Annotated in this window: 11 protein-coding genes; 4 read left to right on the forward strand and 7 right to left on the reverse strand. The window is 60.4% G+C overall.

Annotation, left to right across the window (positions count from 1 at the left end):
• Positions 1-15 precede the first annotated feature (15 nt).
• Positions 16-1,155 (reverse strand): efflux RND transporter periplasmic adaptor subunit, encoded by a 1,140-nt coding sequence (locus tag FBAL_RS14285; protein WP_013346295.1) that lies wholly within the window; start codon positions 1,153-1,155, stop codon positions 16-18.
• Positions 1,156-1,305: 150 nt separating this feature from the next.
• Between FBAL_RS14285 and ppk2 the strand changes: the two genes are divergently transcribed.
• Positions 1,306-2,088: a polyphosphate kinase 2 gene (gene ppk2, locus FBAL_RS14290; RefSeq protein ID WP_013346296.1), complete on the forward strand. Its 783-nt coding sequence runs from the start codon at positions 1,306-1,308 to the stop codon at positions 2,086-2,088.
• A gap of 72 nt (positions 2,089-2,160) precedes the next feature.
• Here ppk2 and phoU read toward each other — a convergent pair whose 3' ends face one another.
• Genes phoU through FBAL_RS14310 form a run of 4 tightly spaced genes read right to left on the reverse strand, consistent with a single transcriptional unit; the run spans position 2,161 to position 7,602 of the window.
• On the reverse strand, positions 2,161-2,868 hold the full coding sequence (phoU, locus tag FBAL_RS14295) for a phosphate signaling complex protein PhoU (RefSeq protein ID WP_013346297.1): 708 nt from the start codon (positions 2,866-2,868) through the stop codon (positions 2,161-2,163).
• Between the two features lie 14 nt (positions 2,869-2,882).
• Positions 2,883-3,701 (reverse strand): phosphate ABC transporter ATP-binding protein PstB, encoded by an 819-nt coding sequence (gene pstB / locus FBAL_RS14300; protein ID WP_013346298.1) that lies wholly within the window; start codon positions 3,699-3,701, stop codon positions 2,883-2,885.
• A 14-nt stretch (positions 3,702-3,715) separates the two neighbouring features.
• The gene (gene pstA / locus FBAL_RS14305) at positions 3,716-5,365 is read right to left on the reverse strand and encodes a phosphate ABC transporter permease PstA (protein WP_013346299.1); all 1,650 of its coding nucleotides are present in this window, start codon (positions 5,363-5,365) and stop codon (positions 3,716-3,718) included.
• Positions 5,366-5,373: 8 nt separating this feature from the next.
• On the reverse strand, positions 5,374-7,602 hold the full coding sequence (locus tag FBAL_RS14310; protein WP_013346300.1) for an ABC transporter permease subunit: 2,229 nt from the start codon (positions 7,600-7,602) through the stop codon (positions 5,374-5,376).
• A 309-nt stretch (positions 7,603-7,911) separates the two neighbouring features.
• Between FBAL_RS14310 and ppk1 the strand changes: the two genes are divergently transcribed.
• From ppk1 to FBAL_RS19670, 3 genes are all read left to right on the forward strand, one after another.
• Complete coding sequence (ppk1, locus tag FBAL_RS14315; RefSeq protein WP_013346301.1) at positions 7,912-9,987, forward strand: polyphosphate kinase 1; 2,076 nt, start codon at positions 7,912-7,914, stop codon at positions 9,985-9,987.
• A gap of 25 nt (positions 9,988-10,012) precedes the next feature.
• A complete protein-coding gene (gene ppx, locus FBAL_RS14320) occupies positions 10,013-11,500 on the forward strand; it encodes an exopolyphosphatase (RefSeq protein ID WP_013346302.1) in 1,488 nt (495 codons plus the stop codon).
• Positions 11,501-11,564: 64 nt separating this feature from the next.
• On the forward strand, positions 11,565-12,044 hold the full coding sequence (locus FBAL_RS19670) for an energy transducer TonB (RefSeq protein WP_013346303.1): 480 nt from the start codon (positions 11,565-11,567) through the stop codon (positions 12,042-12,044).
• Here FBAL_RS19670 and FBAL_RS14330 read toward each other — a convergent pair.
• Both FBAL_RS14330 and FBAL_RS14335 read right to left on the reverse strand, forming a co-directional pair.
• Positions 12,041-12,508 (reverse strand): EVE domain-containing protein, encoded by a 468-nt coding sequence (locus FBAL_RS14330; protein ID WP_013346304.1) that lies wholly within the window; start codon positions 12,506-12,508, stop codon positions 12,041-12,043. The genes FBAL_RS19670 and FBAL_RS14330 overlap by 4 nt on opposite strands.
• A 114-nt stretch (positions 12,509-12,622) precedes the next feature.
• Complete coding sequence (locus FBAL_RS14335) at positions 12,623-13,594, reverse strand: PstS family phosphate ABC transporter substrate-binding protein (RefSeq protein ID WP_013346305.1); 972 nt, start codon at positions 13,592-13,594, stop codon at positions 12,623-12,625.
• Positions 13,595-13,617: the final 23 nt, after the last annotated feature.

A 13,617-nucleotide genomic window follows, 5' to 3' on the forward strand; every position in this document is an offset into this window, starting at 1 on the left:
GGTAAGTCTCCCGGCTTAGCGCTGCGCGCCCTGACTGAAGGGCTGTACCTCCTGCACCACCGGTTTGACCACGGCACCAGGACGGATCTTCTGCAGCCCTTCCACCACGATCTGCTCACCCTCTTCCAGGCCCTCCAGCACGGCCCACTGAATGCCATAGCGCTGGCCCAGAGTGACCATCCGCTTTTGGACGGTGTTATCGTCGTTCAACACCATCACGTAGCGGCCCTGCTGGTCCTCCTGCACTGAGGCCTGGGGCACCAGCAAGCGGGGCGCGGTTTGTTGCGGCTGAATCACCAGCGTGACGTACATGCCCGGCAGTACCCAGCCATCGGGGTTCTGGAACTTGGCGCGCATGTTTACTGTACCGGTGGCGGCATCCACCCGATTGTCGACAAAGTCGATAAAACCGGTTTGCTCAAACATTTCACCGTCGGGCATCCGCATGCCCACTTCCAGATCACTGAGGCGGAGCGACTCTTCAGGGTTCTCACGAATGAGAGTTCGGGCTGAAGCCATCTCGCGCTCAGAGGCCTGGAAGGTCACCCAGAAGGGATCGCTCTGCACCAGGGTGGCCAGCTGGGTTTGTGGCGTGATCAGGTCACCGGTGGAGACAAAGGCGTTGGAGATGCGGCCATCGATGGGGGCGCGCACCTGGGCGTAATTCAGTTGCAGCGCAGCGGCATCCAGCGCCGCAGTGGCCTGCACGACCTGAGCTTCCGCCTGCAGCTTACGGCTGGTCAGCTCATCCATATCGGTATCGGAGATCACCCCTTCCGGGTGCAGACGCTTGCCCCGCTCCCAGTTAATCACCGCCACATCACGCGCTGCCTCGGCCTGGGCCAGCACCGCATTGGCCTGGTTAACCTCGGCCTGGAACGGCTCCGGGTCGAGGGAGAACAGCAGGTCGCCCTTCGCCACTTTATCCCCTTCGGTAAAATGCCGCTGAACCAGCTGGCCGGAGACCTGAGCCTGAATATGAACGTCCTCAAAGGCCTGAGTTCGGCCGACAAACTCCGCCGAGGGGCGCACCTGCTCCAGCATCACGGCTTTTACCTGCACACTGGGTGGTGGCAGGTCCGGCTGATTCGCCACCTTGCCACAGCCAGCCAGCAGCAACCCGATCATGCCTACGGCGACCTGAATCCTTCTCATCCTTATCCCCCGACGAACTCGTCACACATTGTTCCAATTGGTCACAATCTTATCAGCCAAATCCGACAAATACCCCCACAAACTTACTGATTTCTTTTTAACAACCAGTGATTTGGTTACAGTGGCAGGGCGTGCTAATCAGGAGGTTCCATGAAAAAAGCGCACTACGAAGCGGAGCTTAAGCGGCTTCAGGTGGAACTGGTCGCCCTGCAGGAGTGGATCAAGCAGGAGGGACTGAAGGTGGTGGTGATCTTTGAGGGCCGGGATGCGGCCGGTAAAGGGGGCACCATCAAGCGCATCACCGAGAAGCTGAATCCTCGGGTATGCCGCATTGCCGCCCTGCCCGCCCCCTCCGACCGGGAGAAAACCCAGTGGTACTTCCAGCGCTACGTTGCCCACCTCCCCGCTGCGGGCGAGATGGTGCTGTTTGACCGCAGCTGGTACAACCGGGCCGGGGTGGAGCACGTCATGGGATTCTGTACCGAAACGGAGTACAACGACTTCCTGCGCGCCTGCCCGGAGTTTGAGCGGATGCTGATCCGCTCCGGCATCACCCTGATTAAGTACTGGTTCTCGGTGTCGGACCAGGTTCAGGAGGCGCGTTTTCTGGAGCGCCTCAATGATCCGGTCAAGCGCTGGAAGTTCAGCCCGATGGATCTGGAGTCCCGCAGCCGCTGGCAACTCTACTCCCAGGCCAAAGACCGGATGTTTGCCCATACCGATACCCGTCATGCGCCCTGGTTTGTGATCGATTCAGACGATAAGCGCAAAGCCCGGCTTAACTGCATCCGCCACCTGCTGAGCCAGATCCCCTACGAGAAGATCGAATACCCCGAGATTGTCCTGCCCGCGCTGGACAGCCGCGGCTATGTCCGTCCGCCGATGGAGGAGCAGACCATCGTGACCGACCACTACGATGGGGAAGAGGAGTAGCGCCTCTCCCACACCCGGCCAAAATAAAACGCCCGGCATCAAGCCGGGCGTTTTGCGTGATTCCTTTGGGGATCACTTCAGCAGGTCTTCCACCTGATTCATATCCAGGTGGCGTACGTCCTTCCCCTTGACGTAGTAGATGATGTATTCGCAGATGTTCTGGCAACGGTCACCGACCCGCTCCAACGCCCGGGCGGCCCACAGCACGTCCAGCACATTGGGGATGGAGCGCGGGTCTTCCATCATAAAGGTCATCAGCTGGCGCACCACCGCCTCGTACTCAGCATCGACCTTGGCGTCCTCTTTATGGATGCGCAAGGCAGCATCAACGTCCATACGGGCAAAAGCGTCGAGCACTTCGTGCAGCATCTTCAGGGTGTGGCGCCCCATGGCGTCCATCGACACCAGCATGCCGCGCTGGCGCTTGGAGTGGTGTTCGGTGGCCAGGCGGGCGATGCGCTCTGCGCTGTCACCAATCCGCTCAAGGTCTGAGACGGTTTTCGAGATCGCCAGCACCAGGCGCAGGTCCGATGCCGCCGGCTGCCGCTTGGCGATGATCCGGGTGCACTCCTCGTCGATGGAGACCTCCAGCGTGTTCACCTTGCGATCCCGGGCCACCACCTTTTTGGCCAGTTCGTCGTCGCCGGATTGCAGCACGGACAGGGCGTTGGTCAGTTGCTCCTCCACCAGGCCGCCCATGGCCATCACGCGGTTGCGAACGTCCTCCAGTTCAGCATTGAACTGGCCGGAGATGTGCTTGCTCAGGTTCATGTTGTCCATGACAAACTCCGTCATCAGCCGTAGCGGCCGGTAATGTAATCCTCGGTCTGCTTCTTGGCCGGGGTGGTGAACAGGGTGTTGGTGTCGCTGTATTCAATCAGCTTGCCCAGATACATAAAGGCGGTGTTATCAGAAACCCGCGCCGCCTGCTGCATATTATGGGTCACGATCACCACGGTGAAACGCCGTTTCAGGCCGGTGATCAGTTCCTCGATGGTCAGGGTTGAGATCGGATCCAGCGCCGAGGTGGGCTCATCCAGCAGCAGCACTTCCGGCTCAATGGCGATGGCCCGGGCGATCACCAGACGTTGTTGCTGACCGCCGGACAGGCCAAAGGCGTTGTCGTTCAGGCGGTCTTTCACCTCGTCCCACAACGCGGCGCCCTTCAGTGCTTTCTCCACCGCGTCGTCCAGCCGGCGCCGGTCATTGATGCCCTGCAGGCGCAGGCCATAGACCACGTTCTCGTAGATCGACTTGGGGAACGGGTTGGGGCGCTGAAACACCATGCCCACGTTACGACGCAGCGCCGCCACATCCACATTGCGATGATGGATGTCGCTGTTGTTCAGCATGATCTCACCGGTCACCTTGCAGCCGTCGATCAGGTCATTCATCCGATTCAGGCAGCGCAGCAGGGTAGACTTGCCGCAACCGGACGGGCCGATAAAGGCGGTCACCTGATTTTTCGGGATCTTCATGGAGATCCCCTCCAGCGCCGGCTTGCCGTCGTAGTACAGATTCAGGTCGCGAATATCAAACGCGGTCTGCTCCGGGCTCAATGCGGTCAGGTCCTGCGTGTCGCCATGGTGGGCGGCGGTATCGATAGACAACATGGTATCGCCCTCGCTTAATGATCAAAGGCGCGGAATTTCTCCCGCAGGTGGTTGCGTACCCCGATGGCGGTGAGGTTGAGTGCCACAATCACCGTCACCAACAGGAATGAGGTCGCGTACACCAAAGGCCGCGCCGCTTCGACGTTGGGGCTTTGGAAGCCAACGTCGTAAATATGAAAGCCCAGGTGCATAAACTTACGGTCCAGATGCACATAGGGGAAATTGCCATCCACCGGCAGCTGCGGGGCCAGCTTCACCACCCCCACCAACATCAGCGGCGCCACCTCGCCAGCGGCCCGGGCCACGGCCAGGATCAGGCCGGTCATAATGGCCGGGCTGGCCATCGGCAACACGATGCGCCACAGGGTTTCCGCTTTGGTGGCCCCCAGCGCCAGACTGCCTTGTCGGACCGCAGACGGGATCCGGCTTAAGCCCTCTTCGGTGGACACAATCACCACCGGCAGGGTGAGGATCGCCAGGGTCAGAGCCGACCACAACACCCCCGGCGTGCCGAAGGTGGGGTTCGGCAGCGCTTCCGGGTAGAACAACTCATCCAGAGAGCCCCCCACCATGTAGACGAAGAAGCCCAGGCCGAACACCCCATAAACAATGGAGGGCACACCGGCCAGGTTGATGACGGCAATGCGGATAAGGCGGGTGATGGGGCCTTTGTGGGCGTACTCGTGCAGGTAAACCGCCGCCATCACGCCAAAGGGGGTCACGATCACCGCCATCAGCATCACCATAAAGACGGTGCCAAAGATGGCCGGGAACACGCCCCCTTCGGTGTTGGCCTCCCGCGGTTCATCCACCACAAAGCTGCCCACGGCCTTCATCCAATGCCACACCTTGCCCGGCGTGGAGAGCGCGTTGGAGTAGGTTACATCCAACACATCATTGAGAAACAGCCGTACCTCCTGGCCCCGCATATCGCGCACCAGCAGGGCACTCTTTCCGGCTTGCTCGCGCAGGTCGAACAGGCGTCGCTCCAGGATCTGATACTCGGCATTCAGCGCCTCACGCCGCGCGTCGATCTCCGCCAGCGCCTCCGGCGTATCCTGGCCATCCAGCGCCAGTTTGCGCTGCTCCAGACGCAGACGCTCAAGCTGATGGTTGATGCGGCCAATGTCGCTGCTTTGCAGCCTGTCGGCCTCTTTGGTCAGCGCCCGGGCATCGTCTATCGCCCGTGCCAGGGCGGCATCCAGCTCCGGTCCGCGGATTTCACGGTCGCCCTGCTGCAGTGCCACCGGGTAGCCGTAGAAGTTGCCGTTACGGGCACGCTCCACCACCGCCAGCTCTTTCGGCACTTTGGTGCTGACGATGCTGGGCACCAACACCCAGCGGAAATCCAGCGGAACGTATTCGCGGTTGCCGGTTTTCACCAGCAGCCGTTCCACAAACTCCTCATCACCCGGCAGCGTGATACCGGCGTCCCGCAAGCGCTCCATCGGCACCCATTCACGGTCGTAGATCTCGCCAATCAGCAACTCCTGACGGCCATCGGGATGCACCAGTTGCCACTCATAGAGACTGGAGGGCCAGAAGTAGGTCAGGCCCCGCCACGCAATCAGCAACAGCAGACCGAGCACCGCCACCAGGGAGAGGCTGACCGCACCGGCGGTCATCCAGATCCAGGGGCTGCCCGATTTAAACCACTTACCCATGTTCATCCCTACAAGGTGCTGTACTTTTCACGCAGCCGCTGTCGGACATACTCCGCCAGGGTGTTGAAAACGAAAGTAAAAATAAAGAGGACAAAGGCGGTCAGGAACAACACCCGATAGTGGGTGCTGTCGATCGCCGATTCCGGCATCTCCACCGCAATATTGGCGGCCAGCGTGCGCATTCCCTGAAAGATGTTCCACTCCATCAGCGGCGTGTTGCCGGTGGCCATCAGCACGATCATGGTTTCGCCCACGGCGCGGCCAAAGCCCATCATCACCGCGGAAAAGATGCCCGGACTGGCAGTCAGAAGCACCACCCGGGTGAGGGTCTGCCACTGGGTCGCCCCCAGCGCCAGAGAGCCGTTGACCAGATGGCGGGGCACGGAGAACACCGCATCTTCGGCAATGGAGAAGATGGTGGGGATCACCGCAAAGCCCATCGCCAGGCCCACCACCAGGGCATTACGCTGGTCAAAGGTGATGCCGAGGGTGTTAGTCACAAAGCCACGGGCGTCACCGCCCATCAGGTAAAGCTCCAGATAGGGGCTGCTGGCCATCACTCCCCAGCCCACCAGCAGCAGCAGGGGCACCAGCATCAGTTCGCGATAGTCACCCCAGTGGCTGTTGCGAATCGAATCCGGCAGCGCGTGCCAAGCCAGCGCCGCCAGCAACATGGTCAGCGGCAGGGCCAACAGCAACAGCACCACACCGGGCAGGTTGGCCTCCACCAGCGGCGCCAGCCACAGGCCCGCCAGGAAACCCAGGATCACCGTCGGCAGTGCCTCCATGATCTCCACCGTGGGTTTCACAAAACCCCGTACCCGGGAGGACATGAAGTAGGCGGTGTAGATGGCACCGGCAATCGCCAGCGGCACCGCAAACAGCATGGCGTACAGCGCCGCCTTAAGGGTGCCGAACGCCAGGGGCATCAGCCCCAGTTTGGCCTCGAAATCGTCAGAACCCGAGGTGGACTGCCAGACGTGTGCCGGCTCCGGGTAGCCCTCGTACCACACCTTCTGCCACAGCGCGCTGAACGACACCTCCGGATGGGGGTTGTCCACCTCGAACACGCGGATGGTGTCGCCGCTTTGCAACACCAGGCCGTTGGAGCGCGGACTGAAGGCCGCATCGTGGAGCCGCTCACCGTCAAACTCGGCGCTCAGCAGCGCTTTCTGCGAGGTGGTGTAGTACAGCGCCAGCCCACCGTTGCTGTCGCCGACGGCAAAGGTTTTGCGGAAGTATTCGGTGGTCAGCGCGGTGATCGGCGCGCCGTGGTCAAAGTCCCGGATACGGGTAAACTGGCGCCCTTCCGGCGTATTGACGGTAAACCACTGGCTGACCACACCATTGTCGTTGGCCACCATCAGGGAGCTGGCTCCCGCCAGCAGGGCGATATCGGTAATGCGGGCGTTGGGCTCCGCCGCCGCGATTACCTGGCTCTGTTTAATCGCGTTGGTGTTGCGGATGTCCCAGACACTGACCTCGTTATTGGCCAGCACAAACAGTTGGCGCTGGTCCGGACTGATCAACAACTCCTCCACCGAGGCCGGCAGGCGAGGCAGAGTCACGTCACTGCGTACCCAGGTGATCTCGTCGGACAGAAAGTCCACCTCTGAGGCCATCCGGGTCAGCACCATCTGGGCATCGTCAGCGCCCGCCCAGACAAAGGTGGTGGCATCGTCATTCAGCTCAAACGCCAAGGCCTTGATGGCATCGCCGTCCGGGTCAAGAGCCAGCAATGGCTCATACAGCGGGTAGCTCAGGCCCGGCACGATGGTGCGGATGTCGTTGGGGTAGCTGATGTCGAACTGGGATTTGACCACCAATACTTGGCCGTTATCCAGGCCAAGGGCCGCTGTGGCCGACGCCGGTTGCGACAGGGCGTGACTGGTTACCTGATGCCCTTCGGGTACGCCCAGCGGCAGGCGCAGCGCCTCGCCTCCCTCTACCGGGTAATATTCGGCGTTACCGTCGGTGGCAAACCGGTAGGCCCAGGTATTGGCTTCATCCAGTCCCAGTTTGACGGTTTGGGCCTGGGACAGGGGCGCCATCTCCGCCCGGGATTCAATGCTGGCGCCACGGAAAGTGGGTGCCACCACATACAGCAGGTAAACAAAGATGAGGATGAGCGCCACCAGCACCATAATGCCGCCGATGGTGATACCGAGTTCAGCCAATTTGTCTTTGATACGGCGGCGCTGACTGCCTTTAAACCGATCTGCGCTGGCGACTTCCATCCCTTTCCTTTCCACGTGCGGCGAGGTGCTGACAATAACGATGCGGCATTATATGTCGTTTATATGACAGTCCGGTGACATTCGCTGGCGACTTGAGCACGATCACGGTTACACGCCACAGGTACAGTAACCTGACTGATATCATTAGAAAAATATCATGAATAGCGTCATTTGCTCAGGCTTAAGTCGCAATGCCTGACAACGCAACTGATGATAAAGTGGTCAATATCACGGCTGGATTTCATCAGGATGACATCTGGATGAACCAGACTGCCGTCTGTTTTTACCTTTAGGGACTTCAGGGGCACCATGTCGGCACAAATCACCATTCCGTATCTGGAAAAAGAACTCAGTTGGCTCTCATTCAACGAACGCGTGCTGCAGGAAGCCGCAGACCCGGAAAACCCGGTGATCGAGCGGGTGCGTTTTCTCGGCATTTTCTCCAACAACCAGGATGAGTTTTTCCGCGTCCGTGTGGCCGACCTGCGCCGCCGCATTCTGATTGCAGAGGCCAAGGGCGGCGGTCAACGCTCGCGCACCCTGATGGCCGAGATCAACAGCAAGGTGTTGGCGCTGACCACCCAGTTCGATGAGATCTATCGGCAACTGCTGCTGGATCTGGCCCGCCGCAACATCTTTCTGGTCAACGAAACCCAGCTCTCGGACAATCAGGGCAACTGGCTGAAACGCCATTTCCGCGACAAGATCCGCCGCCACATCATTCCGGTGCTGCTGACCAAGGACACCCGGCTGGATAAGTGCCTGGAGGATGGCATCACCTACCTGACCACCGAGATCCGCCACAACGATACGGTGCAGTACGCCTTTATCCCGGTGCCCTCCGGTAAACTGCCGCGCTTTGTGCAGCTGCCCTCCGAAGGCGGCAAAACCAAGAAAACCCTGATCCTGCTGGATAACATCATCCGCCACTGCCTGAACGAACTGTTCGAGGGCATTATCGAGTTCGACTCGTTGCGCTGTTACTCCATGAAGCTGACCCGTGATGCCGAGTACGACCTCTCTGACGAGATTGAGCTGAGTCTGCTGGAGAAGATGTCCTCCGGCCTGAAACAGCGTCTGACCGCCGAGCCGGTTCGCCTGGTGCACGACCGCGAGATGCCGGAAACCATGCTGGAGGTGCTGCGCAATGCCCTGGGCATCGCCAACTTCGATTCGGTCACACCCGGCGGGCGTTACCACAACTTCCGCGACTTTATGTCCTTCCCCAATCCGGGCCGAAAGTATCTTGAACACAAGAAGCTGCCCGCCCTGTCGACCCGTCAGTTCACCGACTACAAAACCGGTTTCGAGGCGATCAGTGCCGGGGATGTGTTGCTCTACTACCCCTACCACAAGTTCAGCCACCTGACAGAGTGGCTGCGTCAGGCCGCCTACGACCCGGCAGTGCGGGTTATCAAGATCAACATCTATCGGGTGGCGTCCAAGTCTCAGGTGATCAACACCCTCACCGACGCCGTGAAGAACGGCAAAGACGTCACCGTGGTGGTCGAGCTGCGCGCCCGTTTCGATGAAGAGGCCAATATCGAGTGGGCCCGCCACCTGACCGATGCCGGGGTAAAGGTCAGCTTTGGCGTGCCAAGCCTCAAGATCCACTCCAAGCTGTGCCTGATAAGCCGGGTTGAGGATGGCGAACTGGTCAACTACGCCCACGTCGGCACCGGCAACTTCCATGAGAAAACCGCCAAGGTGTATACCGACTACGCGTTGTTTACCAAGCATCCGGAGATCACCAGAGAGGTGGAGACGGTGTTCGATTTTATTGAGCACCCCTACCGGCGGGTTAAGTTCCTGCACCTGCTGGTGTCCCCGGTAGACTCCCGGCGTAAGCTTTACAGCCTCATTGACCGCGAGGTGCAGAACAAACTGGCCGGGCAGCCCTGTGGCATCACCCTGAAGGTCAATAACCTGGTGGACACCGGCCTTATCAAGAAGCTGTATGACGCCTCCCGCAATGGCGTCAAAGTGCGCCTGATCATCCGGGGCATGTGCGCCCTGCTGCCGGGCGTGCCCGGCGTGTCCGATAACATTAAGGCCATCTCGGTGGTCGACCGCTTCCTCGAACACCCGCGGGTGATGGTGTTTGAAAATGGCGGGGAGCCGAAAGTGTTTATCACCAGTGCCGACTGGATGGGCCGCAATATCGACAACCGCATTGAAGTGGGGTGCCCCATCTATGCGCCGCGCCTGAAGCAACAGGTCCTCGATATGCTCAACATCCAGTGGCAGGACACCACCAAAGCCCGGGTGATCAACCGATTCCAGGACAACCAATATGTGTCCCGTGGCAACCGTAAGAAGATCCGAAGTCAGGTGGCGATCTACGATTACCTGGTAGAAGCGGAGCAGAAGCCTTTGGCACAATGACGCTAAGCCACTGAACGGTAACGTTATGCCACACACTCAGAAACCGGCCCAGGTCGGGGCGACCATCGCCGCCATCGACATGGGCTCCAACAGCTTTCATCTGGCGATCGCCCGGGTGATGGAGAACAACGTCCAGATCCTCCATCGGGTCAAACAGCGGGTGTCCCTGGCCGAGGGGATGGACAAGCAGGGCAATCTGGCCCCGGCCGCCATGCAACGGGGCTGGGACTGCCTCGCTCAGTTTGCGCAGCGCCTGCAGGAGAGCCAGATCAGCGCGGTGCGCCTGGTCGCCACCTACGCCCTGCGCCAAGCCCCCAATCGTCATGACTTTCTCGCCCCGGCCCGGGATATCCTCGATGCCCCCATTGAGGTGATCGCCGGTCGTGAAGAGGCTCGCCTGATCTTCCATGGCGTCAGCCACGCCGAGGAGCTGAATGAGCCCACGCTGGTGATCGACATCGGCGGTGGCAGCACCGAACTGATCATCGGCCAGGATGGCGAACCGTTTCAGTTGGAAAGCCTCAATATGGGCTGCGTCAGCTTTCAGGACCGCTTCTTTAACGAGGGCAAACTCAGCCACAAACGCTTCGACAAAGCCATTGTCAGTGCCCAGCAGCAGCTGGAACCCCTGCTGGAGCGCTACCGCCAACAGGGCTGGCAGGCCACCCTCGGCACCTCTGGCACCATCAAGGCGCTGGCTCAGGTGTGTCAGCAGGAGTTTGAGAAGCCGGTTATCACCCGCAAGAGCCTGGAAAAGCTGGTGGACAAGCTCGCCGACGCGGGCCACATCGACAAGATGGGCATGGAATACCTGTCCGACACCCGTCGACCGGTACTGCCCGCCGGACTGTCGGTGCTGCTGGGCTGCTTTCGCGCCCTTAATATCGACGAGATGCGCTTCTGCGATGCCGCCCTGCGCGAAGGGGTGATCTTTGAGATGGCCAACCGGGTGCCTCAGGCCTCCGTCTGCCAGCACACCGTTGAAGCGATGCAGCGGCTCTACCATGTCGACACCCAGCACGCCCGTCGGGTGGCGGACACCGCCTGCCAGTTATACCGGGCCCAGCCGCAACACGATGAGGAGTTGGAGGAGCTGCTTTACTGGAGTGGCCAACTGCACGAAGTGGGGCTGGCGCTGAACTCCAAGGGGGTGCAACGGCACTCCGGCTACATCATTGCCAACGGCAATATGGCGGGCTTCCATCTGGAGCAACAACAACTGTTGGCGTTCCTCGGCCGCTGGCACCGCAAACGTCTGGACGACTGCGAACTGCCCTCCCTGCAACTGGCCAAGCCCACCACCCTGCAGCGGCTGTTGATCTGCCTGCGCCTCTCGGTGCTGTGGCACCTGGGCCGTCGCCATCGCATCGAACTGCCAGAGGTCGAATGGGGTAAGCGGGAGGTTCGGCTGACACTGCCAACCCCTCTGGCTGACGATGCCCTGTTGCTGGCAGATCTGGAGCAGGAAAACGAACTACTCCAGACACTGGGCTGGGAGTTGCAGTTTCGCTAGTTTAGGGAGTGCGCTGAGCGCATCGTGAAACCCTCAGCCCACGGAACTGATAAGGACACCCGTCATGGATCGACGACTCTCTCTGACCGCCGCACTGCTGGTGGTGCTGAACGGCTGCAGCGCCACCCCGGAATCCGCCAGTGCCGTTGACGCCCAGCCACAGCCGGATCTGCTGACCCAGGCACCCTGGAATAAGCTGAATCGCCCCGTCCCGCTCTACCCCATAGAAGCCGCCCGGGCCTTTGAGACGGGCTGCGCCACCGTCGCATACACCCTGTCACCGGATGGCTTGGTCAGTGATATCGAGGTGGTTCAGCAGGACAACCGTCACTTCGGAAAGGCGGCTAAAGGCGCCGTGCGTCGCTGGGATTGGCAAAGCCTCCCCCAACAGACTCTGCAACAGCCGGTACGGGTGCAAACCCGCTTTGATTTCTGTTTCGAGACCGAGCGCGATGGCCAACGCTGTGATGCCCTGACCGAAACCTTTACCTGTCCGGGGAAAGATCGCCTGGCCAGCATCGCCAGCGTCAAGGTTCGCCCTTAACAAGACTCGCTGACCACCCCGGCCATCGCCAGAATGTTGTGCCATTCCGCCTCAGTCACCGGCTGGATGCTGAGGCGGGAGCGGTTAACCAGCACCATCTCCGCTAACGCCGGGTTGGCCTTTATCGCCTTCAGACTCACCAGCGGCAGATGCTGCTGATACGCCACATCCACCATGATCCAACGCGGGTTTTCGGGGTCGGATTTGGGGTCAAAGTAGGGGCTTTCAGGGTTGAACTGATGGTGGTCGGGGTAGGCTTCCCGGGTCACCGTGGCGATGCCCGCCACCCCCACATGCTTGCAGGAGGAGTGGTAGATAAACACCTTATCCCCCAACTTCACTTCGTCACGCATCAGGTTACGGGCCTGGTAATTGCGTACCCCCTCCCAGCAGCTGGTGCCCTGGGCTTTCAGGGTGTCGATGGAAAAGGTGTCCGGCTCGGTTTTAAACAGCCAGTAGGCCATAGTGTTGTTTGTCCTTGAGTTACCGGCCTTCAGTGTACCCCAAAGCCGATCCGTTACCGCCCATCCCAACAAAAACGCCCCGCTGAGCGGGGCGTTTTCATCGGCAGGACCAAATTACAACTGGATGCCCAGCTGTGCCAGGTCCTTGGCGATCACGGCGCGTGGCAGCGGCACGTAACCGTCTTTCTCGACCACCATCTGGCCCTGACGGGACAGCATAAACTTGACGAACTCGGCGACCATCGGGTCCAGCGGACGGTTCGGGTGCTTGTTCACGTACACATACAGATAGCGGCTCAGCGGGTATTGGCCATTGGCGGCATTGGCGGCAGTGGCCTCGACAAAATCACTGCCGGACTTGGCCAGCGGTACCGCACGAACACCCGCGGTTTTGTAACCGATGCCGGAGTAACCGATGGCGTTGAGTGAGGTGGAGACCGACTGCACCACCGAGGCGGAGCCAGGCTGCTCGTTCACGTTGGGCTTAAAGTCGCCCTTACACAACGCCTTCTTCTTAAAGTAACCGTAGGTACCGGATACGGAGTTACGGCCGTAAAGCTGAATATCGCGGTTGGCCCAGGAGCCGGTCAGACCCAGATCACCCCAGCGTCTCACCGCATCACCACCGCACTTCAGGGTGGAGGAGAAGATGCCGTCCACCTGCTCGATGGTCAGGCCCTGGATCGGATTGTCCTTGTGGGCAAACACCGCCAGCGCATCGATGGCCACGCGGATCGCCGTGGGCTTGTAGCCATAGCGCTTCACGAAGGCTTCCTCTTCGTTCGGCTTCATCTTGCGGCTCATCGGCCCGAACTGGGAGGTGCCCTCGGTCAGCGCCGGCGGCGCGGTCGAGGAGCCAGCGGCCTGGATCTGCGGGTTGATGTTGGGGTACTGCTTGCGGAACTCCTCCGCCCACAGGGTCATCATGTTCGCCAGGGTATCGGAACCCACCGAGGACAGGTTACCGGAGACGCCGCTGGTCTTCTGGTATTCCGGCAGGGTCGGATCAATAGCCGCTGCGGCAGAGGCACTGAATACGGAGGCAACGGCCAGGCTCAGCGCACCAACAAGGTGTTTGATTCTCATGGGTAACTCCAGGTTCATCCAGA

This window comes from Ferrimonas balearica DSM 9799, from assembly GCF_000148645.1.
Taxonomy (GTDB): domain Bacteria; phylum Pseudomonadota; class Gammaproteobacteria; order Enterobacterales; family Shewanellaceae; genus Ferrimonas; species Ferrimonas balearica.